At 56.7% G+C, this 23,472-nt stretch carries 18 protein-coding genes and 1 tRNA gene; 11 read left to right on the forward strand and 8 right to left on the reverse strand.

Translation table 11 applies throughout. The features are described 5' to 3' along the window. Nucleotides 1-319: 319 nt before the first annotated feature. Both CFT68_RS12340 and rpsA read right to left on the reverse strand, forming a co-directional pair. Nucleotides 320-390 (reverse strand) — tRNA-Cys (locus CFT68_RS12340). Nucleotides 391-691: 301 nt separating this feature from the next. Beyond that, the gene (gene rpsA / locus CFT68_RS12345) at nucleotides 692-2,788 is read right to left on the reverse strand and encodes a 30S ribosomal protein S1 (RefSeq protein WP_245815382.1); all 2,097 of its coding nucleotides are present in this window, start codon (nucleotides 2,786-2,788) and stop codon (nucleotides 692-694) included. A gap of 646 nt (nucleotides 2,789-3,434) precedes the next feature. On the opposite strand from rpsA, the gene CFT68_RS12350 reads away from it, so the two are divergent. Continuing rightward, the gene (locus CFT68_RS12350) at nucleotides 3,435-3,953 is read left to right on the forward strand and encodes a hypothetical protein (RefSeq protein WP_088843868.1); all 519 of its coding nucleotides are present in this window, start codon (nucleotides 3,435-3,437) and stop codon (nucleotides 3,951-3,953) included. 96 nt (nucleotides 3,954-4,049) lie between these two features. On the opposite strand, the gene CFT68_RS12355 is transcribed toward CFT68_RS12350, so the two are convergent. Together CFT68_RS12355 and CFT68_RS12360 are read right to left on the reverse strand one after the other, a co-directional pair. Continuing rightward, nucleotides 4,050-5,114, reverse strand: a complete 1,065-nt coding sequence (locus CFT68_RS12355; RefSeq protein ID WP_088843869.1) for a fatty acid desaturase family protein — start codon at nucleotides 5,112-5,114, stop codon at nucleotides 4,050-4,052. Between the two features lie 206 nt (nucleotides 5,115-5,320). Beyond that, a complete protein-coding gene (locus tag CFT68_RS12360; RefSeq protein ID WP_088843870.1) occupies nucleotides 5,321-6,586 on the reverse strand; it encodes a DUF3298 and DUF4163 domain-containing protein in 1,266 nt (421 codons plus the stop codon). 136 nt (nucleotides 6,587-6,722) lie between these two features. On the opposite strand from CFT68_RS12360, the gene CFT68_RS12365 reads away from it, so the two are divergent. Beyond that, the gene (locus CFT68_RS12365; RefSeq protein ID WP_088843871.1) at nucleotides 6,723-7,589 is read left to right on the forward strand and encodes an alpha/beta fold hydrolase; all 867 of its coding nucleotides are present in this window, start codon (nucleotides 6,723-6,725) and stop codon (nucleotides 7,587-7,589) included. A 99-nt stretch (nucleotides 7,590-7,688) separates the two neighbouring features. Here the strand turns inward: CFT68_RS12365 and CFT68_RS12370 are convergent, their stop codons facing one another. The 4 genes from CFT68_RS12370 to tsaD form a co-directional block, all read right to left on the reverse strand. After that, nucleotides 7,689-8,180 (reverse strand): HNH endonuclease, encoded by a 492-nt coding sequence (locus tag CFT68_RS12370; protein ID WP_088843872.1) that lies wholly within the window; start codon nucleotides 8,178-8,180, stop codon nucleotides 7,689-7,691. 135 nt (nucleotides 8,181-8,315) lie between these two features. Continuing rightward, nucleotides 8,316-9,122 carry a C40 family peptidase gene (locus CFT68_RS12375; protein WP_245815383.1) on the reverse strand — a complete coding sequence of 269 codons (807 nt, stop codon included), beginning with the start codon at nucleotides 9,120-9,122 and terminating at the stop codon, nucleotides 8,316-8,318. A gap of 162 nt (nucleotides 9,123-9,284) precedes the next feature. Beyond that, nucleotides 9,285-9,758, reverse strand: coding sequence for an SsrA-binding protein SmpB (gene smpB / locus CFT68_RS12380; protein ID WP_088843873.1), 474 nt, complete (start codon nucleotides 9,756-9,758; stop codon nucleotides 9,285-9,287). Nucleotides 9,759-9,955: 197 nt separating this feature from the next. Next, entirely contained in the window at nucleotides 9,956-10,963 is a 1,008-nt protein-coding gene (gene tsaD / locus CFT68_RS12385) for a tRNA (adenosine(37)-N6)-threonylcarbamoyltransferase complex transferase subunit TsaD (RefSeq protein WP_088843874.1), read from the reverse strand. Nucleotides 10,964-11,236: 273 nt separating this feature from the next. Between tsaD and CFT68_RS12390 the strand changes: the two genes are divergently transcribed. From CFT68_RS12390 to CFT68_RS12430, 9 genes are all read left to right on the forward strand, one after another. Continuing rightward, nucleotides 11,237-15,817, forward strand: coding sequence for a translocation/assembly module TamB domain-containing protein (locus CFT68_RS12390; protein WP_088843875.1), 4,581 nt, complete (start codon nucleotides 11,237-11,239; stop codon nucleotides 15,815-15,817). Nucleotides 15,818-15,901: 84 nt separating this feature from the next. Continuing rightward, nucleotides 15,902-16,795 carry a cell division protein FtsX gene (locus CFT68_RS12395; RefSeq protein ID WP_088843876.1) on the forward strand — a complete coding sequence of 298 codons (894 nt, stop codon included), beginning with the start codon at nucleotides 15,902-15,904 and terminating at the stop codon, nucleotides 16,793-16,795. Between the two features lie 62 nt (nucleotides 16,796-16,857). Next, entirely contained in the window at nucleotides 16,858-17,178 is a 321-nt protein-coding gene (locus CFT68_RS12400; protein WP_088843877.1) for a DUF3098 domain-containing protein, read from the forward strand. A gap of 210 nt (nucleotides 17,179-17,388) precedes the next feature. Then, nucleotides 17,389-18,177 (forward strand): undecaprenyl-diphosphate phosphatase, encoded by a 789-nt coding sequence (locus CFT68_RS12405; protein ID WP_088843878.1) that lies wholly within the window; start codon nucleotides 17,389-17,391, stop codon nucleotides 18,175-18,177. Between the two features lie 4 nt (nucleotides 18,178-18,181). After that, a complete protein-coding gene (truB, locus tag CFT68_RS12410) occupies nucleotides 18,182-19,012 on the forward strand; it encodes a tRNA pseudouridine(55) synthase TruB (protein ID WP_088843879.1) in 831 nt (276 codons plus the stop codon). Between the two features lie 74 nt (nucleotides 19,013-19,086). Next, nucleotides 19,087-20,040: a bifunctional riboflavin kinase/FAD synthetase gene (locus tag CFT68_RS12415; protein ID WP_088843880.1), complete on the forward strand. Its 954-nt coding sequence runs from the start codon at nucleotides 19,087-19,089 to the stop codon at nucleotides 20,038-20,040. Between the two features lie 74 nt (nucleotides 20,041-20,114). Then, entirely contained in the window at nucleotides 20,115-21,356 is a 1,242-nt protein-coding gene (locus tag CFT68_RS12420) for a carboxypeptidase-like regulatory domain-containing protein (protein ID WP_088843881.1), read from the forward strand. 28 nt (nucleotides 21,357-21,384) lie between these two features. Beyond that, the gene (locus CFT68_RS12425) at nucleotides 21,385-22,083 is read left to right on the forward strand and encodes a CoA transferase subunit A (RefSeq protein ID WP_088843882.1); all 699 of its coding nucleotides are present in this window, start codon (nucleotides 21,385-21,387) and stop codon (nucleotides 22,081-22,083) included. 57 nt (nucleotides 22,084-22,140) lie between these two features. Further along, on the forward strand, nucleotides 22,141-23,460 hold the full coding sequence (locus tag CFT68_RS12430) for a serine hydrolase domain-containing protein (RefSeq protein WP_088843883.1): 1,320 nt from the start codon (nucleotides 22,141-22,143) through the stop codon (nucleotides 23,458-23,460). The last annotated feature ends 12 nt before the right edge of the window (nucleotides 23,461-23,472 follow it).

Here is a 23,472-nt window from a genome sequence, read left to right on the forward strand (position 1 = left end):
GTAGTTGCGTGCGCGGTCTTACGCAAAAATGAAATGTAGGGATAATACGGCAAGAAAGCCTTTTTCTGTTCTAGGCAAACTCAACCGTGTAGTAGTATCATTCTCAGCCAGAAGGCTTCTCAGAAAATCTTACTCCGCCCGAAATCTACCAGGGTTATTCAGCACTACGTGACCCTTCGCGCTGCGCACTAAGTACTTTGGCTTACGGTGGCCTAGCAACTGAGTTCGGACAGGGCTAGGCCACTAAAACGCAAAAACCCCGGTCGGGGCTAATCGACCGGGGCACTAAGCGTACTCAGAAAACAGGAATTGTAAAGAGAGGTGACGAGCGGATTCGAACCGCTGTAGGAGGTTTTGCAGACCTCTACCTAGCCACTCGGTCACGTCACCAGTGGTTTTGAGGATGCAAACATACGCCTTAATCTGGCTTTTGCCAAAGTACAGGCCAGTTTTTCGCTTAGCCAAGCGGTAAGTCGTTGGGCATGTGCAAGAAATTTTACGTACCCTTGCCTCCTACTGGCCTTGCGGTGCCGAGGCTCATCGGCTGTACCAGTACGAGACTGGCCTAGCAATACAGATAGAAGCGCCCGACAGACCATCTAATTGCCGTCTGGTTTCGGGACCGTTTCTGAAGCACAAAAAAAGGCCCCGGATTTCTCCGGGGCCTTTCTTACTAAAGAGCAAGGGAAGCTTACGCTTTCTCGTCTTCTTTCTTGTCAGCAGCTTCGTCGCTTGACAGGGCGTTCTTCACGCTGTCAACTACGCCGCCAGCAACTTCCTTGGCTTTGTCAAGGATTTCGGAGTGCGAAGCAGCTTCTACTGCGTCGCCTACTACTTCCTTCGCCTTGTCCAGAGCGGCCGAAGCAGCACCAGTTACAGCAGCCAGGATACCACCTTCAGCGGGAGCTTCTTCTGTGGCCGGAGCCTCAGCAGCAGGAGCCGCTTTAGGAGCCAGCTTCTGCTCGCCAGCCTGACGCTCGCTGCCCATCATCTTGTCGCGCAGAGCGGACAGAGCATCCAGGTCACCGAGGGTCGACTTTTCAGCCGTTGCGGGCTTCTTCAGGTCGCTGATTTTGCCTTCGCCTTGTGCCGGAGCAGCAGCGCCGCCAGCAGGCTTCTTCTTCGTGAACTTCGAGTTGCGGGAATCTTCTTCCTGCGCCTGGTTGAACACGGCAGTGTGCGAAAGCACGATGCGACGGTCATCCTTCGAGAATTCAACTACGCGGAAGTCCAGCGATTCGCCGTTCTCAGCCTGCGAGCCATCTTCCTTGGCCAACGACTTAGGATATGCGAAGCCTTCGATGCCGTAAGGCAACTCGAGCACTGCACCGCGGTCGGTTTTCTCGGTGATGGTAGCTTTGTGCACCGAGCCAGGAGTGAATACCGTCTGGAACGTATCCCAGGGGTTTTCTTCCAGCTGCTTGTGGCCCAGGGCCAGACGACGGTTGTTTACGTCCAGTTCCAGAACTACTACGTCCAGACGGTCGCCTACCTTCACAACTTCTGAAGGGTGCTTGATCTTCTTGGTCCACGACAGGTCCGAAACGTGCACGAGGCCGTCAACACCTTCTTCCAGCTCTACGAACAGGCCGAAGTTGGTCAGGTTACGCACCAGACCGTTGTGCTTGGTGCCTACTGCGTACTTCGTACCGAAGTCGCCGCGAGTCCATGGATCTTCGCTCAGTTGCTTGATACCCAGGCTCATCTTGCGGTCTTCGCGGTCGAGGGTCAGGATCTGAGCCTCTACTACGTCGCCCTGCTTGATGAAGTCCTGCGGGTTACGCAGGTGCTGGCTCCAAGACATTTCCGAAACGTGGATCAGGCCTTCTACGCCGGGGATGATTTCCATGAATGCGCCATAGTCGGCAACATTCACGATGCGGCCTTTCACCTTCGAGCCTACGCCCATATCGGCGGGCAGCGAATCCCATGGGTGAGGAGTCAGTTGCTTCAGACCGAGGCTGATACGCTTCTTGGCTTCGTCGAAGTCCAGAACTACGATGTTCAGCTTCTGGTCGAGCTGCAGTACTTCGCTTGGGTGAGCGATGCGGCCCCACGAGATGTCCGTGATGTGCAGCAGACCGTCTACGCCACCAAGGTCGATGAACACACCAAAGTTGGTCATGTTCTTGATAACGCCCTCGAGGATCTGGCCTTTTTCCAGGTTGTTGAGGATGGCTTCACGCTGCTTCTCGAGGTCTTTCTCGATCAGGACTTTGTGCGAAACTACCACGTTGTCGAAAGCGGCGTTGATTTTCACCACTTTCACTTCCATGCGACGACCAACATAGATGTCGAAGTCACGGATAGGCTTCACATCAATCTGCGAGCCGGGCAGGAAGGCTTCAACGCCGTCCAGATCCATGATCAAACCACCTTTGGTGCGGCGCTTTACTACACCTTCCAGAACGGTATCGTTCTCCAGAGCGTCGTAAATCGACTTCCAGGCCTGCTTGATCTTCGCCTTCTTGCGCGAAAGGATCAGCTGACCGTTGGCATCTTCTTGGTCTTCGATGAATACCTCTACCTGGTCACCGATTTTGAGGTCGGTCAGGTCGCGGAATTCCGTGATAGACACCAGACCATCGGATTTGAAGCCGATGTTCAGGATTACATCGCGGTCGGTGATACCTACCACGGTACCTTTTACTACTTCTTCTTCCTGTACCGTCGTGAGGGTCTCACCGTACATCTGCTCCATTTCGGCGCGCTGCTCAGCGGTATAGTTACCACCGAAGCTGCTGGCTCCAACGTTGTCCCAGTCGAAGTTGTCTACTAATTCTGCCATTAGTTTGCGTATAGCCCTGCTGTACACGTCCGGCTCAGGGCCAACTCCGGAACGCGTTTTTACTTGATACACAGTGCCAAAGCACCGGCCCGCCACCCTGGCGGGGGCGCAAAGATACGGAAGTTAGAGGAGAGTTAGAAATCCTCTATACTACATGATAGACCTAGCTTCAATCAGTCTGAAATCAGAACAACATCCTTGAAATACAATTCGATGTATTTCAGCTTACAACTATCTCCTGCAACCAGATTTGACCCATTATTTGGTACAGTTACCGAAAACCGTTTCCCATGAATAGTATATAACAAGTGAATATTCCGGCTATTTGAACCAGTCACATACCCTGTGACTTCATGCCCATTCTCCTTTATGTAGTTGCGCCATTTGTGGCGACCAACTTCTAGGCCAGTAAAGAATAGCAACATACTGCATAGTGTGAGAATGTGTTTCTTATTGCTTCTTAGATTCACTAACCACCTATTTCGATTAGAGCCTGATATTCTTGGTCTTTTATTCATTCGCAACACTATAATTATTTACAGTAAGGAAGAGCAGTTGATATTTCATGAGTAGCCTTTAATCCATATCTCTTATTATTCGTACTGCCCATTACCCCTACCTTAACCATTGCCAAAACAGCCAGTTCATGACCCGATTAGAGATTATCAGAAAGACCAGTGTCGCGTACCAGGAAATCCTGCACAAGATTGAAACAAGGAGAAATACCTGGAAAAACGACACCCGCAACCTGATTCTGGAGCAGCTAAACGAGGTGCAGCGCGAAGTAACCCTGAACTGGTACGTTGATACCGATAACTATCTGGAGAATCGGGAGGTGATATTCCTTTCCTTTAACTCCTCCCCTAGCGGTATAAAGACAGTACTGCACGAAGAGGCTGAACAGGAAACCGACTTCCGACACTATGTTAAGAAGGGGGGTGCGCTACTCTATTCCCAGCTTTCTGACTCTAGAGTGTATGTGAGCATTCAATACCCTGAGATTGTAGAACTCAAGGATTGCGGCGAACCAAAACACCTGGATAGCTTCGAGCCCGAAGAACTAACCTCCGACATTATTCTGCATCACGTGCAGGAGTTTCTGGAGGAAATGATTCATTGGGAGCAAAACGTAAAAGACATTCCCGGTTTCCGAATCGTTACTTAATAACCAAAAAAGCCCCTTGCTAGAGAATAGCAAGGGGCTTTTGCTTTAACTATACATCCGCAACTTAATAGGTAAGTCACGAACGCATAGGGAAGGTTATCGACGGCCCAGGGCGCGCAGGTGAGCTACGTGAGAGGCAACGGCGTAGCGCATCTTGGGGTACTCGTTGTAGGTGATGTTGAATTCCTCACATACCTGACGGATGATCTTGTTCAGGGCCGGGTAATGTACGTGCGAGATATTCGGGAACAGATGGTGCTCTACCTGGAAGTTCAGGCCACCTACCAGCCAGCTGATTACTTTATTATCGGTAGCGAAGTTGGCGGTGGTTTTGATCTGGTGGATGGCCCACTCGTCCTCAATCTTGTTGGTGGTAGCGTTTGGCACCACGAAGTTGGTGTGCTCTACTGTATGCGCCAACTGGAATACAATGCTCAGTGTGAAACCAGCCACGGCCGCGAAAGCCAAGAAGCCAACTAACCAGCCCACAAACCCTACGGTATAGATGGGCAGCGCTACAAACAGGCCTAGGTGCAAGGCTTTAAAGCCCCAAAACACCCCTTGATCAGAAGCCGACATTTTCTTGATAGGCATCTCGCCGATTTTACCTTTGAAATACTTCTGGTAGTCCATGAAGAAAATCCAGGCAATGAAGAGCAGAGCGTAGAAGAACCAGAAATACAGGTGCTGGAAGCGGTGCAGCAGACGGCGCGGCTGCTCAGGGCTCAGGCGCAACCACGGCTGGGCATCGAGGTCGTCGTCAACGCCTTCCACATTGGTATACATGTGGTGAATGAGGTTGTGCTTGGCATTCCACATGTAGGAGTTGCCGCCCATCACGTTCAGGGTGAAAGCTGCAAACTGGTTCATCCACTTTTTCTTGCTGAAGGAGCCGTGGGCACCGTCGTGCATCACGTTGAAGCCAATAGCGGCTCCGATAAGGCCGAGCAAGGCACTCTCCAGGATACCTACCCACGCGGTGGGCGTCCAGAACACGAGGTGCAAATACACGGCTACGAAGGCCGACGTCAGCAGGATGGCTTTGAAAAACAAGCTCTTGCCGCCGGTAGTTGATTTACCCGCTTCGGCGAAGTAGGCATTGGTACGGCGCTTCAGTTCCTGATGAAAGGAGCGAGAGGCCGCGAATTTGGGTGCTTGCATATGTGGTGGTGAGAAGAAACGTATACAAAGATACTTCTTCTACTACTGTGGTCTTGTGCAAGGCCGGAAAGGGCCGGATTTTACACGTAGGCCAGTACCGGATTTACTCCGGTGCGTTCATGCTCCTGACGCAGAAAAGAGGCTGCTATGTGAAAGGGGAAAAGACGCTAGGCCACTCGTCTCTTCATCAGCATGAGCCTATTCCTCTACTTGCGCACCACTTCCCCTCCACCAAGTATGGGTAGGCCAGTCTGTAGCCACGGTTTTAGCGCTGACAGCGGCACGAATACGCTGATTTCACCTTGGGCGAAGGAGGCAACCTCGTACGGTGAATACACGAATACGGCCCCGCCGCTCGTCAGGTACACATTGTGGGTAGCGGGCAGCGTGTTATCAAATAAGGCTTCTGACAAGGGCTGCCCTGGTTTCAGGCCCAGCACAGGCCTAGCATACTGGCCTAGCAGCTTTTCTATACCTGCCTCAGAACCAGGCCGGAAGATATCCTGATAGCGCAGGGGCCGCCCGGTTCGGGTGTCGTAGCTGCAGACGGTGGTACCGTAATTGCCGTGCGCTCCGCCGCTGTAGCTGTAGTTGAAATACCCGATACTAAGCAGATTACCCTGGTTCCAGAGTACCTGCGTGCTGGTTTCGGCGGCGTAGGCCAACGTAGCCAGAGGCCGGTAGTTGCTGCTGGTATCTGCTTCGGCAGCGTTGAGGAGCGGCCCTACTTCTTCCTGATAGTCGCGGGCAAATGCGGAGCGCTGCTGCTGCCACAAGGAGGATAATTCCGGGACGGGATGTGTATCCAGGGTATCGCCGCGCAGGCCGCGCAGCAGGTGTTGCTGCAGGGCTTGTTTCGCGGGGCCATTGGTAGGCACCAGAGCATGCAGGCGAAGGCGGCCGAATAGCGTGTCGGTAGGCTGCGAAGGACGGGCCGGCACCGAATCGGCAAAGATCCGGGAGATGAACGCAACGCCTTCGGGATGCTGCACGAGGCGCAACCGCACGGCCTGCCCATCGCGCGTCCCTACCAACTGGGGACCCACGCGTTTCAGTCGCCAAACAAGGCCTTCGTCGCCTTCAACAGAAAGCGGAAGGCTGCTCTCGTGCAGCAATAAGCTATCTGGCGAAGCAGCATAATTTTCTCCGGTCAGGCTGACTGGCCGGCCCTCAGCCGCGGCATAGAAACCACCTATTCGCCCCGAGAGAAACTCTTCTGATGTGCTCCCGAAGTTCTGTAGGTGCAGCGTAATACTATCCGTAGTGCCCGGCAACAAGGTCCGGTACTGCCGGTACCACGTGTCCGGCGAATCGGTGAGTTGGGAAGTGGTAGTTGGCTGGGTAGGTGCAGCAGAGGTGGCTGCGGGCTTATCGGAACCCGATTGGCAGGCCGTTAGCCATAGGCCTAGGCCACTTATAGCCCAAAGCCTGGCCGAAAAAGCAACCGAAAGAAAGCGGGAGAAACACGTCATCAGCTCAAAGGAAGAGGATTCAGAGACGAAGCACAACTGTTGTACAACTTATTGGCATAGTCACCCCTGCAATAAATGGCTTGTCGTATGTAGTAACTCTATTTCGACCTTTTCTCCACACCTTCAAACTACTCCTATGAGCTACATTAAAGCCGGCACCGATGCCAATGGCAACGACGTAAAGCTGCACTATATCGACCAGGGCCAGGGCAACCCGATTGTTCTGATACATGGCTGGCCCGCCAGCTACGAGATGTGGGAATACCAGCTGGCCGAGCTGCCTAAGCACAATAACCGTGTAGTGGCCTACACGCGCCGTGGCTTCGGCAACTCCTCCAAAACCTGGGAAGGCAATGACTACGATACGCTGGCCGACGACCTGAAAGCCGTACTCGACACGCTGGACCTGCAGAACGTGACGCTAGTGGGCTTCTCGATGGGTGGCGGCGAAGTGGCCCGCTACATGAGCCGCCACGGCGGGGCCCGCGTGAGCAAAGTGGCCTTTATTTCGGCCGTAACGCCCTTCCTGCTGCAGACCGACGATAACCCCGACGGTGCGCCCAAGGAAACCTTCGACAAGATGGTGGAAGGCATCAATAAAGACCGCTTCGACTTTCTGGCCTCGTTCGGCAAAAAGTTCTTCGGTGTTGGCACCATCAGCCACCCCGTAAGCTCCGCCACGCTGGACTGGATGCAGGCCATGTGCCAGCAAGCCTCGCCCCGCGCCACGGAGCAGGATGTGTATGCCTTTGCGGCCACCGATTTCCGCCAGGACCTGGCTACCATTAAAGTCCCTACGCTGGTTGTCCATGGCAGCAGCGACGAAACCGTGCCCGCTAAAGTGAGTGGCGAGCGGATGACCCAGTTTGTACCGCATGCCCAGTTTGTGGAGTACAGTGGCGCCCCGCACGGCCTGTTCGTGACGGAGAAAGAACGCCTGAACCGCGACATTCTGGCTTTCAGCAGTGGTGGCACGGTAGAAGGTACCGCCGACCGCTACTAGCGGCTCCGCTACCCGAAATGCAAAAGCGCTATTGGCCTAGGCCAGTAGCGCTTTTTTTGTGGAGCATAAAAAAACCGACCAGCCCGGAGGCGGTCGGTTTTAGTGAAGATAGGCGTGCCAGTTTTCGTCGAGGGTGCCAGCACTTAGTTTGAGGAAACCACTGAGGGTAGGTTTTTTGGGTTGCTGCCGAATGATGAGGCCGGCTTCCTGCGGGGTCCGATGCCCTTTGGCGTGGTTGCACCTGGAGCAGGCCGTGAGCAGGTTGCTCCAACTGGAGTCGCCGCCCCTACTCCTGGGCAGCACGTGGTCCAGGGTCAGGTTTTTAGTGGAGCCACAGTATTGGCACTCAAAATGGTCCCGCTTCATAATGTTATGGCGGCTCAGGGCAATGCCTTTGTACGGCACGCGCACATACCGCTGCAACCGAATGATGCTGGGCTTCGGGAAGGCTTTGCTTACCGTGCGCAACACCCCATCGGACTTGGCAATCAACTCGGCTTTTTCCAAAAACAGAAGCACGAAGGCTTTCTGTACACTACACAGCGTTATGGCGGTGTAGTCGCCGTTTAACACGAGCACTTTTTGATCCATAATGCGCTAAGAAAAAAGAATCTGGCCTGGCAGAAAGCTAGATGATTCTTAGCGCATTAACAATAGCCTGACGCTTCTGGTTGCAGGTCCTTAGGATGTATTTCAGAATGTATGGCCGCAGCCGGAAGCCAACTTCTAGTCCTCCGGCAACACCCGCTTAATCAGGCGGAGCTTGTGCGAATACTTTTTCCGGTCGCGGTTATAAATGCCGTTATGGTCGAGCGGGTCAATGCGCACTTCGCCGCTGGCGTGCAGAATCTGCTGGTCTTCCAGCATCAGGCCTACATGGATGATACGGCCGTCGGCATTATCAAAAAAAGCCAGGTCGCCGGGGCGGGTCTGGGCCACGAAGTGCACGGGCTGGCCTACGTTGATCTGCTGGTGCGCATCGCGCGGGAGTTGCACCCCAATCAGGCCGTAGAGCTGCTGCATGAGGCCTGAGCAGTCAATACCAAACATGGTTTTGCCGCCCCACAGATATGGCGCTTTCAAAAAGGTGAGGGCCATTTTCTGGAGCAACCGCAACCGCTGGTCGATGGGCCCGTGCGGACCGTGGCCGTTTTGGGGGTTAGTGGCGGCCCCATTATAAAAGAGTTGCTGTTCCCCAAGCCGCAGGGTCATACCATCAAAAAACGGCAGACGGGCGCCCAGGCTCACCGGAATACGCGTGTTGGGGCAGCTGACCATCTGCACCACATCCAGCGTGCGCGGGTGGTCCTGGGCCAGCCACGCCTGCAGGTACTCCGCTGTTACGGGCAGGTGCTGCTTGTGATCCATCCAGCCCACATACTGATCAGCGGCGCTGCGTACCTGGCACCAAGTACCCTGCACCTGCAGAATAGAATAGCACTCCCCGAAGATAAGCTGGGTGACAATTTCGGCCTTATCGGTTGGCTCGGCGCGCACCGGCACGACGCTCAGGGCGCATATTCCGTGTTCCAAGACGGTGAACTAGTGAAATGGTGAATTGGTGAGTTGTCGTTCACCATGCGTAGGCCAGTGTAACCTACACGCTTAAGTTAAAACTTGCTGCGAAGCTCCTGCTTAAAGTGCAACAAGGCAAATATCTGCTCAAAAACAAGCAGTTTCTCGGCACCAACTGGCCTAAAACTCCCGGGCGCGGTCCATTTCGCGCTTCTGGTCTTTGGCTTTGATGTCATCGCGCTTATCAAAAAGCTTCTTGCCTTTCGCCAGCGCAATCTCCAGTTTGGCAAAGCCCCTGTCGTTCACGAACATCCGGATGGGAATAATGGTGAGGCCCTGCTCCTGGTTTTTATTGGCCAGCTGCTTCAGTTCGCGCTTATTGAGCAGGAGCTTGCGGGGCCGGGTGGGCTCGTGGTTGTTGTAAGTGCCCTCGGTGTATTTCGCAATCGTGAGGTTATGTATCCACAGGCTGCCATCGGGGTGGAACGAGCAGAAACCGTCCTGAATCTGCACGCTACCGTCGCGGATGCTCTTGATTTCAGTGCCTTGCAGCATAATACCCGCATCGTACTTCACGATGAAGGCATATTCGTGGCTGGCGCGGCGGTTGAGAATATTAACGCGCTTAGGAGTATCGTCTTTTTGTTTGGCCATGAGAAAGTAACCGCAGGAAAGGCGGCGTAAGCAAGGTTCGCAAATGCGGGCGGCAAGGTTGCGAATAAATAAAGAGAAGCAGAAAACGACAGGCCTAAGCGAGTACACTGTCATTCCGAGCACAGCGAGGAATCTGGGTTGGCTTCTAGGCCAGTGGTCAGATTCCTCGCTCTGCTCGGAATGACAGTTCTGGTACGCTAGGCCAGTTTCAGGCGCGGGTCGGAGCTGACGAGCTGATCGGCAAAGTCGCCGGCTTTGTACTGGAAGTGGGCCGTCATGGCCACCATACCGGCGTTGTCGGTGCAGAACTGGAAGGCGGGAATGAACACCTGCCAGCCTTGCGCCACGGCTTCATCCTGCAGCGCCTGGCGTAGGCCACTATTGGCGGCTACGCCACCGGCCAGCGCAATCTGGGTCAGGCCATTATCCGCAGCAGCGCGGCGCAGCTGGCGCAGCAGCGTTTGGATGATGGTGTGCTGAATGCTGGCGCACAGGTCGGCCAGATTTTCCTGAATAAAGTCAGGGTTCTGGGCCGTTTCCTTTTTCAGGAAGTAGAGCACCGAGGTTTTCAGGCCGCTGAAGCTGAAATCGTAGCCGGGCATGGCGCCCACCGGGAACGGGAAGCGCGTGGGGTTGCCTTCGCGTGCCAGCTTATCCAGGTGGGGGCCGCCGGGGTATGGCAGGCCTAGCAGCTTAGCGGTTTTATCGAAGGCCTCGCCGGCGGCATCATCAATGGTCTGCCCAATGATTTCCATGTCCAGGGCGCTACGCACAATCACCAGTTGGGTGTGGCCGCCGCTCACGGTTAGGCACAGAAACGGAAATACTGGCCTAGGAGCCTCAATGAAGTGCGCCAAAATGTGGGCACGCATATGGTTCACGGCTATGAGCGGCTTGCCGAGGGCCAGGGCTAGAGTTTTGGCAAACATACCACCTACCAACAAGGAGCCCAGTAGGCCAGGTCCCTGGGTGAAGGCCACGGCATCAAGATCAGCTTTCGTGATGCCGGCCTGTTGCAGCGCGGCGTTTACCACCGGAATAAGATGCTGCTGATGGGCGCGGGAGGCCAGCTCGGGCACCACGCCGCCATACTGCTCGTGCACCTTCTGCGTGGCCACTACATTCGAGCGGATTTCACCGTTTACCATAACGGCCGCCGAGGTGTCATCGCAGGAAGATTCAATGGCCAGAATAACGGGGTGCATAAAAAAGGCGTGTGATGTAGCAGGGAAAGACCATAGGCCTAGGCCATATTATTGGCCTTACTTCAGGATAGAACTAGCATATTACAACTGAAAACAGCTAGTTTGTTCGGTAAAGGTCGGGCAAAATGCTAAACCTTTGACCAGTGGCGTTGTCAAAGCTCAACCCCGAAGCTCTGCTCCTCGTTTCTTCGCGAGCGTAGGCCAGGCAACGGTCGGGGTCCACGCTGTATCTTTGCCTCGGCTGGCGTTCTGCTTCTCCCCTACTTACTACCCGTGCCCCGCTTTATAACCATCATCCTTAAGGTCCTGTTTGCGCTGCTGCTCTTGGTGGTGCTGGCCGTAGTGGGTGTGCTGGTAGCGTTGCGGGTGCCCAGCGTGCAAACCAACCTGGCGCAGCGGGCCGCTTCCATGCTCAGCGAGAAGCTAGGCCAGAAAGTGCTGGTAGGCCGGGTAGATGTGCGCCCCTTCTCGCGGGTGCTGCTGGAAGGCGTGCAGGTGCTGGACCGCCGCGGCAACGAGCTGTTCAACATCACCCGCGCCGATGCCGATATCCGGCTGTTTTCCGTCTTCGACCCCTCGCATTTGCATGTGGGCAAGCTGATACTGGAGGAGCCCCGCTTCAACCTGGTCACGTACAAAAACAGCCCCGATACCACCAACCTTACGGAGTTTATTACAGCCGTAAAACGGCTCATCGGGCCTTCTGACACGACCAAAGTCAGTAAGCCGTTTGATTTCAAAGTGGAGTCGATAGGCCTACGCAACGGGCGTTTCGTGCTAGACCGCCAGGATGTGCCACGCATTCCGGAGTATGGCCGCACGATGGACTACGCCCACATGCGCCTCGACAGCATTTATGCCGATGCCGACCAACTCTGGATCAAGGGCGACACCATTCATGCTAACGTAAAGGGCCTCCGTACTGTAGACACGCCCTCCAAAACGCACTTGCGCGAGCTGACGGCGAACATGACCTACGCCGACAAGTTCTGGGAGTTTGATAAGTTGATGCTGCGCGTGCAGAACAGCCAACTTAGCAACTATCTGCGCTTTGAGTATCAGCACTTCCTCAACTTCACCAGCTTCAACGACTCCGTAAAGGTTATTGCCCGTCTGCAGCCTTCGCGGGTGTACTCCGATGATATTGCCAAGTTCGCGCCTCAGCCCTTCATGCGTGATCTGAAGGAAGCCGTCCTGATTTCGGGCGAAGCCAAAGGCTACGTGCGGAACTTCACCACCAAAAACCTCGACATCACTTACGGCAAGAACACGCATGTAAAGGGCGATATTAACGTAGAGGGCCTGCCGAATTTCAAGGAGAGCTTTGTGGAAATGCGCCTGAAACCCTCCGTGGTAGATGGGCGCGACATCCGGCGCTACATTCCGGCCTCGGGCTGGCCCTACGTGCAGCGCCTGGGCACCGTGAAGCTCAACGGGCAGTTTCTGGGGTACTACAACGACTTTGTGGCCAACGGCGCCTTCCAAACAGCGCTGGGCTCGGTGGTATCCGACGTGAACCTCAAGTTCAAGGACGACCCACGCTACTCCAGCTACGAAGGGCAGGTGCGCACCACCGGTTTCCAGCTGGGCAAGCTGCTGGGCGATGAAAGCATGGTGCGCGACGTGACGATGAACGGCAAGGTAGAAGGCGTTGGATTTTCGCCGGCTACGGCCCGCCTCACGGCCAATGCCACGGTGCAAAGCATCTGGCTCAATGGCTACCGCTACCGCAATATCACCACCAACGGTAAGTTCAGTCGCCAATCGTTCACGGGCAAACTGGCAGCCAACGACCCTAATCTGCAGTTTGATGCCGATGGCACCATTGATCTGGACAAGAAAGCCCAGGCATTCGACCTCCGTGCCCGGGTGCGGCGAGCCAGCCTGCGGGCGCTGGGCCTCACCAAGCAGAACATTGTGTTAGCCACCACCGCCGACGTGAAATTCCGGGGCCTGCGCCTCGATGAGTTGCTGGGGTACGCCCGCCTGCGCAACTCGCGCCTGACCTATAATGGCCAGGCCGTAGCTATCGACACGCTGGATCTAGTGAGCCAGTTTGGCAACGGCCAGCGCCGCCTGAATGTGCGCTCGGAAGTGCTGAACCTGAACCTGGCTGGCGACTTCACGCCGACCACCGTGATGCGCGACGTAAACACGCTCCTGACCGAATATCGGCTGAATTTCGAGAGCAACGACGCCGTTATTGCCGACTACTACCGTCGTAAGCGCCAGCGGCCCATTCCAGATTATCAGATTGCCCTCAACCTGCTCCTGAAGCGCCCGAACCCCGTGCTGCACCTGTTTATGCCGCAGCTTACGGTATCGGATTCTACTGCCATCGATGGGTCGTTCCGTAACGGCCCGACTTCTATTTTCCAGTTTGGTGGCCATGTAAACGAGGTGCGCTACGACAGCGTGACGGTCATGGACAATGACTTTGAGTTCAACACGTCGAAGCTGCCGTACCAGCCGGAGGTGCTGGCCCAGGCCAACATTACCTCCGTTCGGCAGCGCGTACCTGGCCTAGGCGCTACAGAGAAGTTTTATGTGGAAGGCGTGTGGGACCAGGAAAAAATCAACTTCTCTACTTCCCTGGCCCAAACCGGCACCACCAACCGCGCCGTTATTAATGGCTCATTGGCTTTCCTGAGTGATGCTGTGCGCGTGGTTTTCCGGCAGTCTGGCGTGAATGTTTTGGGGAAGGACTGGACTATTGCGGCCGATAACTCCGTGATTATCTCGGGCGGCGGTAAGGAATTCGACTTCCAGAACCTGAGCCTCAGCAACGGTAGCCAGAGCATCAGCGCCCAGGGCTTCATCTCGCAGAATGCGAATAAACCCCTGGCCCTAACCGTAAAGGACTTCGAGCTTTCGACCCTGAATGGCCTCACGGGCCAGGAGAAATTTGCGGGCCGCGTGAATGCGTTGAGCACTATTAGTGGCGTGTATGATGCGCTAGTCATCAACTCCACGCTCTCCGTGGATTCGCTGCAGATGGATGACGTGCTGATTGGCAACGTGAAAGGCCGCGGCGACTGGGACAACCGCGCTAGCCGCTTGGCTGTCAACCTCGATGTGGAGCGCGACGATGTGCGCGTGGTGCAGGTAACGGGCACTTTCGCCCCCGGCGAAAAAGAGCAGCAGCTTAACCTAACGGGGGCGCTGGCCAATGCGCCCGTCAAGCTGGCGCAGCCTTTCCTGCACACCCTGTTCCGCGACCTGGGCGGCACTGCTCAGGGTACGCTCCGCCTCACGGGCCGCCTCAGTGCGCCAGTGCTTACCGGCAATATTGACGTGACCGATGGACAACTCACGTTCATCTACCTGGGCACCACCTACACCTTCACCGACCGTATCCGCTTCCTGGAAGACCGGATTGCCCTGCAAAACATTACTGTGCGTGACCCCCAGGGCAATACAGGTGTAGTGAATGGCAACATTTTCGAGAAGGGTTTTCAGGATATGCGCCTGGAGCTGAACGCGTCTTTCCGGAAGCTGCAGGTGCTCAACACCACGCGCAAAGACAACGAGCTTTACTTCGGACAGGCCTACGCCACCGGCACCGCCGTAGTACGCGGCCCTGCCGATAACCTATTTGTAAACGTAACGGCTCGCAGCGAAGCCGGCACGCGCATTTCCCTGCCCTTCGATAACGCCGCCAAGGCGGAGCAGGCCAGCTACATTAAGTTCGTGAACCGCAACCTGCCTGATACGGCCCGCACGAAAGCAGTAGTTGCGGCAAACGGGCAGACAGATGTTTCGGGTATCCGGCTGAACATGAACCTCGATATTACGCCCGATGCCTACCTGGAAATGCTGCTGGATGAAAGCACCGGCGACATTATCCGGGGCACGGCCCTAGGCCAGTTGCGCCTCAATATTGACACGCGTGGCGACTTCAACATGTATGGACAAGTGGAAATTGTACGAGGCGCCTACAACTTCACATTACAAGGCCTCGTGAACAAGGAATTTGTGGTGCGCCCCGGCGGTACCATTGCCTGGAACGGCGACCCGCTGGCCGGCGAAATGAACGTAACGGCGACCTACACCCAGCGCACTTCGCTGGCTCCCGTACTGGCCGCCAATACGGCCGTGGTGCCCGTAACGGCCGTTATGAACCTGACGGGGCCACTGCTGCAGCCCATCATCAAGCTCAATCTGGAATTCAACGATATCCCATCGTCGCTGGAAGGCGACCTAGCTCCTTTTCTATCGGCCTTGCGCAACGATGAGCAGGAGCTAAACCGGCAGGTATTCAGCCTGGTGGTATTCCGCCAGTTGACTCCCATCGGCTCCTTGGCCGTTACGCGGCTGCAAGGCGAGAACAACGCCATCGGCAACAGCCTGGGCCAGATCATATCCACGCAGCTAGGCCTGTTGACGTCGCAGATTGACCCCAACCTGGAAATCAGCTTCAACCTGAACGGTCTGACCTCGGAGCAGTTGCAGGCCCTGCAGGTACGCCTGAGTTATTCCTTCATGAACGGCCGCCTGCGCGTGACGCGGGAAGGCGGTTTCGGTAGCAACGCACTGCCCACCGGTAGCTCTACCCCAGGGGGCACCCCGCTCCCGACTGCGCAATCCTCGTTGCTCGGCGACCTGAGCCTGGAATACTACCTGCGCCCCGATGGCAAGTTTAGGGCGAAGCTGCGCTACGAAACCACACCGCGCGACCTGACTGGCCTAGCACAATCGGCGAACCAGGCGCGGGCGGGCGTATCGTTGCTGCATACGGAGCAGTTCGATTCTATGCGGGAGCTGTTTGCCCGCAAGCGCCTGCGCCGCCGAGACCAGAATGCCCGCAAGGCCCGCGAGCTGCAGATCGATGACGACCCCCGGACTTCTATGTAATGGTGAAGTTGTGAAAGGTGAACTTGTGAAGCGCTTCTTTCACAACTTTGCCCTTCCCAACTTTACAACTTCACAACTTCACCTATGGCCCAACCCCGCACGACCCGTAAGAAGAAACTGGGCAGCTATCCACACACGATGGTGGTGTTCAGTATCACGCTGGCGCTGCTGGTTATCGGGCTGTTTGGGCTGCTCCTGATTCATGCGCACAAAATGTCGAATCTGGTGAAAGAGAACCTGGAGATGCAGGTGTATCTGGAGCGCGGCCTGCCGGAAACCCAACTGCTGCGCCTGCAGCAGGACTTTGCGAACAAACCGTACATCGCCTATAAAAACGGGCAGGCACAGGTCCGCTTCCTCTCGAAAGAGGAAGGCGCCAAGCAGCTCATCGACCAGACCGGCGAAGACTTCCAGCAGTTTCTCGGCGACAATCCTCTGCGCGACGCCTACCTGCTAAAGATCAACGCAGATTACGGCGACGCCAAAAACCTCGCAAATATCAAGCAGGAGCTGCGCCAGGAGCCCGGCGTATTTGAGGTGGAGTATGTGGAGAGCCTAATAACCTCCGTCAATGAAAACCTGCGCAACGTAAGCCTTGTGCTGTTGGGCTTTGCGGTGGTCCTGACGTTTGTAGTGGTCGTGCTCATCAACAATACCATCAAGCTGGCCCTGTTCTCGCAACGGTTTCTCATTCGCTCCATGCAGTTGGTAGGCGCCACGCAGGCGTTTATTCAGTGGCCTTTTTTGCGGCGCGCTGTGTGGCAAGGCCTCGTGAGTGGCCTACTTGCCGGCCTGCTCCTACTGGCGCTACTCCAATACGCCTACCTGCAGCTGGAAGAGCTGCGCTTATTGCGCGATGAGCGTATGATTGGCGTACTCGTTGCGGCGCTGGTAATCTTGGGCATGGGCATCGGTTTCCTGAGCTCCTGGCGAGCCGTGCGCAAGTATTCGGGCATGTCGCTTGACGACTTGTATTAATGAACTACCCCGTTGGTTGAATTTGCGCGCTGCCTTCTGCCAACCTTCCTACCTTTGCTTTCATGGAACAGATTACCCCCCGCTTCGCCTTCGGGCCACGCAACTACCGGCTGATGTTTGTCGGGCTGGCCGTGCTGGCCGCTGGTTTCATCACGATGATGCTGGACTCCGCCGATTACGGCGAAGGTTTCCTGGGCATTACTCTAGGCCCCTTGCTGCTGGCTGTCGGTTTCGGTATTGAGTTCTGGGCCATTATGGCCCGCTCCGGCAATGCGCCCGTGGCACAAGATGCCGCCACCCTGAATGCGGTGCCTTCGCGGGCAGTGCCGCCAGTTTCGGCGCCTACGCCGGCTCCTGTTACTGCGCCAACTTATAAGCGCTAGGCCACTCGCCTACCCGCTCAGAACGCGTCATGCTGCATCTGGCGTCCGCTTGCCGAAGCATCTTTACCGCAGTGCTAACTTTCATTGTGTAGCCACCGGTAGAGATGCTTCGGCAAGCGGACGCCAGATGCAGCATGACGTTGTGATTGTAGCGTGCCGGTCTGCTGCTAGGCCACTGTCTTCCAAATACGTTTCTCCAAAATCTCCCCTATGTCCTATTGGCACGCCCTCTTGCTGGCAATTGTTGAAGGCCTCACCGAATTTTTGCCTGTTTCCAGCACGGGGCACATGATTATCTTCGCCAACCTGCTGGGTATCGGACAGTTGCCTTTCACCGACACCTACATTACCTCCATTCAGTTCGGGGCAATTCTGGCGGTGGTGGTGCTGTACTGGCGCCGGTTTCTGCAAAGCCTGGATTTCTACTACAAGCTGGCTGTTGCTTTCATTCCCTTCGGTATTCTGGGCTTTCTGCTGAAGGATGTCATTGAGCAGCTTCTGAAAAGCGTGACGGTAGTGGCCGTTTCTCTGGTAGTGGGCGGTGTTGTGCTGCTATTCATCGACAAACTATTTACGGGTGAGCGGAAAGAGGTGACGACACCCAGCTTTGCACAGGCTTTCAAAATTGGCTTGTTTCAGTGCATTGCCCTGGTGCCCGGCGTGTCGCGCTCGGCGGCAACCATCATCGGTGGCCTAGCCCAGGGCTTCGACCGCCGCTCCGCCGCCGACTTTTCGTTCCTGCTGGCGGTGCCTACCATGTTCGTGATTACGGCCTACCAGCTCTACAAAACCTACAAAGTGAGTGCGCCCGGCGCCGAGGACATCAAGCTACTGCTGTTCGGAAATGTGGTGGCCTTTATTGTGGCTTTGCTGGCCGTGAAGTCGTTTGTCGATTTCGTATCGCGCTTTGGTTTCCGCGCATTTGGGCTCTACCGCATTGTGGTAGGCATTGTGATTTTAGTGATGGGCACGTTGGGTATCAGCCTGCAGGTGTTGTAAGATTATGACGAACGAAGAACAACCTACTCCCGCTGCTCGCTTCGATTTTGAGGCCGGCGAAGTGCTGCTGCTGGATAAGCCCCTGACCTGGAGCTCGTTTGATGTGGTGCGCAAGGTGAAAAACACGCTGCGCATCAAGAAAATCGGGCACGCGGGCACCCTCGATCCGCTGGCTACTGGCCTCCTGATTCTGTGCACAGGCAAGAAAACCAAGGAAATCGACCAGATTCAGGCCCAGGAAAAGGAGTACACCGGTACCTTCCGCCTCGGCCAAACCACACCCAGTTTCGATCTGGAAACGCCCGTCGATCAGGAACAGGCCTACGAGCACCTCACCGAAGCCGACCTGCAGGCGGCACTGCTGCCCTTCCTGGGACTCATCGAGCAAACGCCGCCGCTATTTTCGGCCGTGAAAATCAATGGCGAACGGGCCTACGAAGTAGCGCGCCGGGGCGGCGAGGCCGAAATCAAGAGCAAGCAGGTAACCATCAAGGAATTTGAGCTGACGCGCATCGCGCTGCCCGAGGTCGATTTTCGAGTAGTCTGCACCAAAGGCACTTACATCCGCAGCCTGGCCCGCGACTACGGCGCTGCGCTGGGTGTGGGCGCCCACCTCACCAAGCTGGTGCGCACCCGTATTGGCGAGTACCGCGTGGCCGATGCCCTCACGATGGAAGCTATACAGGCCCTGCGCCCACCGCGCCCCGAAGGCGAGCCAGAACGTCCGCCCCGCCCCCGCCGCGAGCGGCAACCCGAGCGCCGGACTGGCCTAGAGTATTATCAGTCGCAGCAAGATGCCGCCGCAGATTCTGCTGCCGAGCCTTCCGCCAGCTAAAGCACCCGTACCAAAGGAGTTCCGCGCCACCACAACGGCCAACTCACCCATTCACCACCTCACCATTTCACCTCATGGACATCATCCGGGACCCTGCGCAATTTCCGCACTTGGGCAACGCCGTAGTAACCAGCGGCACGTTTGATGGCGTGCATGTAGGCCACCAGCAGATTCTGCGGCGGCTGCGTGAAGTAGCCGAGCAGAGCGGCGGGCCGGCGGTGGTCATCACGTACTGGCCCCACCCGCGCCTGGTGCTGGCGCCACCAACTACGCACCCGGCCCCGATGGATCTGCACTTGCTTAACACGCTGGAGGAGCGCAGCCAGAAGCTGGCGGAATTAGGGGTCGATTATCTGCTGATTGTGCCTTTCACCCGCGAGTTTGCCGCCTGGACTTCCGAGGAATACATCCAAAATATCCTGCTGCGTACGGTGGGCACCAGCAAGCTGGTTATCGGCTACGACCACCGGTTTGGCAAAAACCGCGAAGGTGGCTTCGACTACCTCAGCCAGCACGCCGACCGCTATGGCATGAGTGTAGAAGAAATTCCGCGCGAAGATGTAGATGCCGTGGGCGTAAGCAGCACCCGCATTCGGCGGGCCCTGGAAGCCGGCGACGTAGCCACCGCTAACCGCTACCTCGGCTACGATTATCCGCTGACGGGCATCGTGGTGAAGGGCCGTCAGCTGGGCCGCACCATTGGGTGGCCTACGGCGAATATTCAGTGTGAGGAGCCCCTGAAACTGATCCCGGCCCGCGGCGTGTATGCCGTAATGGCCACCACAGCGGCGGGCACCCACCACCCGGCCATGCTCAACATCGGCGTGCGCCCCACCGTAGGCGGCAACCTGGCCCAGACGGTAGAAGCGCACCTGCTCGATTTCGACGGCGACCTGTACGACCAGCCCCTGACAGTGCAGTTTGTGGCCCGCCTGCGCGAAGAGCAGAAGTTCGATGGCCTGGATGCCCTGAAAGCCCAGCTGTTTCTGGATGCTGAGAATGCGCGGGGCCACTTGATGGGCGGCTAAACTAGCCGGGCCAGGCCACCGCGTATTCCCGGATTCGTCGTATCCTGCGGCCTCATCGGTTCTGCCTTCCTCAGATGGTCCCTGCTTTCTCATTTCGCCCCTGGCTGTTACTACTGCTCTGCTGGCTCCTGGCTACTACCACTGGCCTAGGCCAGGTCGGCACGCTCACCGGCTCCGTCCGCGACTCCCTGACGCAGGCGCCGCTGGAGCTGGCCAGCCTGTTTCTGGCCAATACTACCTATGGTGCTTCCACCAATGACAAAGGGCAGTTTTCGCTGCCGAATGTGCCCGTAGGCCAGTACGACCTAATTATTTCCTACCTCGGCTACAAGCTCTACAAGCGCACCATCATGGTGAAGCCGGGCCCGCAGACGCTTGCGTTGCTGCTTTCTCCGGCGGCGCAGCAGCTTGGCGAAGTAGTGGTGCGCCCGAACCCCAACCGCGAGGCCGATTATCAGAAATTTGCCAAGTCTTTTCTGGGCGCCACCTCCTTTTCCCAACAATGCCGCATCCGCAACCCCAAAGATGTGTATGTGGAGTACGATGTGGATAAGAACGAGCTAACCGCCACCAGTCCCACATTCGTGCAGATTGATAATGCGGCCCTCGGCTACCGCATGAAGTACTACGGCCTTCATTTCACCCAGAATTTCAAGCAGCGGTACATGACCTTCTATGGCTGGCCGGTGTTTGAGGAATTAAAACCCCGCAACGAGCGGCAGGCGAGGCGCTGGGCCACCAACCGCCAACAGGCCTACCACGGTTCTTTGAGCCACTTTCTGCACAGCGTGTACACGGGCCAGGTGACACCCGAGGGGTTTCTGGTGCAGAAGATGCGCGTGGTGCCCAACCCCCGGTTCCCGCGCGCCGACAGTTTGGCCCAGGCCCTCCGGAAGGCGCGCCATAACGCACCGTTTTCCGCGGCTGATCAGGATTCTCTGGCCCGCTGGAACAAGGTGCCGCGGGCATTTTCTATGCTCTACACCGCTCCTAGGCCACTCGACAGCCTGCGCCGCGCGCAGCCCGATTCGGGCCGCGTGTGGCTGCGCTTCCGCGACTATCTGCAGGTCACGTATTTGCGGGAGTCGCCGGATGTGGCCTACCCCGCCAGCAAACCCATCAGCGCCCAGGCCGCGGCGGCTCTCCCGCCCACGGGGCAGATTTCTACGCTTATTCTGCTAAACCAAGAGGTGGAGATTCAGAAAAATGGCCAGTTATACAATCCACTGGCGGTTTTTATGGATGGGTACTGGGGTTTCGAGAAAATGGGTGAATTTTTACCCCTCGATTACATGCCGCCGACTCCGGCGCGCTGACCCACTTTTCCACCCCACCCCTTCCTCCATGATCAATAAAGTTGTAGCCGATGCCTCCGCGGCCCTGCACGGCATCACCGACGGCATGACCCTCATGCTCGGCGGCTTCGGCCTGTGCGGCATTCCCGAAAACTCCATTCAGGAGCTGCTGCGCCTCGGCGTCAAAAACCTCACCTGCATTTCCAACAACGCCGGCGTCGATGATTTCGGCATTGGGCTGCTGCTGCAGACGAAGCAAGTGAAGAAGATGATTTCCAGCTACGTAGGCGAAAACGCCGAATTTGAGCGGCAACTGCTTTCCGGCGAGCTGGAAGTAGAGCTGATTCCGCAGGGCACGCTGGCCGAGCGCATCCGGGCTGGCGGAGCGGGCATTCCGGCCTTCTACACGCCTGCGGGCTATGGCACTGAGGTGGGCGAAGGCAAGGAAAGCCGCGAGTTCAACGGTAAGATGTACCTGCTGGAAGCCGCCCTGCACGCCGATTTTGCCTTCGTGAAAGCCTGGAAGGGCGACACGGCCGGCAACCTCATTTTCAAAGGCACGGCTCGCAACTTCAACCCAATGATGGCTACGGCCGGCAAAATCACGGTGGCCGAAGTGGAGGAGTTGGTCCCCGCCGGCGAGCTGGACCCGAACCACATTCACACGCCCGGCATTTTTGTGCAGCGCATTTTCGAGGGCAAAAACTACGAGAAGCGCATTGAACAGCGCACCGTTCGGCAGAGCTAGGCCTGTTGGCGCCGCCGAAACGCCTCGCTTATTCCATCTCGTTTTTTGCTGACACTCATGAAAAACACCTCACTAGGCCTGTTGCTGCTGTTAAGCAGCTATGGCGCAACTGCTCAAACGGCCGCCCCCGTTAAGGCACCGGTTGTAGTCAGCAAAAGCGTAGTTAGCAAGAGCAAAGCACTGGCCGCTGCCCCGGTTGCCCTGCCGGCCCTGGATGAGCTGCTCCGGGAGTACACGGCCACCAACCGCGTGCCCGGAGCTATTGCCCTGATTGCCCGCGACGGTAAAATCATCTACCGCAAGGCCTACGGGCTGGACGATGAGGCCACCAAGAAGGCGCTGCGCGAAGATGCCATTCTGCGCATTGCCTCCCAGACCAAGGCCATTACCAGCGTGGGCGTGATGATGCTCTACGATCAGGGCCTGCTGCAACTCGACGACCCGATTTCAAAGTACCTGCCGGCCTTCCGCAACCCTAAGGTGCTGGCAACTTTCAACGAAAAGGACTCAACCTACACCACCGTTTCGGCCCGCAGCGAAATCACCATCCGGCAGCTGCTCAGCCATACCTCGGGCATCAGCTACCCAGTAATCGGGACCAGGGAGGCGCGGGCTATCTACGCCAAGGCACACATTCCGAGCGGCATTGGTACGCCGGGCGGCCAGCTGGCCACGGCCATGAACGCACTAGGCCCCTTGCCACTCATGCACCAGCCCGGCGAGAAGTTCACGTATGGTCTTAGCGTTGATGTGTTGGGCTATCTGATTGAAGTACTGTCGGGCCAGCCGCTGGATCAGTTTCTGCGCACGCGTCTGTTTGAGCCGCTCAACATGCAGGATACGTACTTCTACCTGCCCACTGCCAAGCAGCCTCGCCTGGCCAAGCTCTACACCGAAGACGCCCGCAAAGCCACCGTACCCATGCAGTCCCAGGGCGGCATGATTCCGGATTACCCCAACGCGCCCGGCACATATTTTTCGGGCGGCGCGGGGCTTTCTTCCACCATCGATGATTACGCCATCTTTCTGCAAATGCTGCTGAATGAAGGCGAGTACAACGGCCGCCACCTGCTGAAGCCCGCCACCGTGCGCCTGATGACGACCAACCAGATTGGCGAGGTCACGCAGGGCCCGAACAAGTTTGGCCTGGGCTTCAGCATCGTTACCCCGAAGGGAGCCGCGCAATCGGGTCTTTCGGAGGGCTCATTTGAGTGGGGCGGCATCTTCGGGACCACCTATTGGGTTGATCCGAAGGAGAAAATCGTGGCCCTGCTCTACACCCAAAAGTACCCCAACAGCTACGGCGACCTGGCCGATAAATTCAAGCGCCTGGTCAGGCAGTCGGTTATCGAATCGAAGCCGGCTACCGTCAAGTAAGCCGTTCCATCC

This window comes from Hymenobacter gelipurpurascens (genome assembly GCF_900187375.1).
GTDB classification, from domain to species: domain Bacteria; phylum Bacteroidota; class Bacteroidia; order Cytophagales; family Hymenobacteraceae; genus Hymenobacter; species Hymenobacter gelipurpurascens.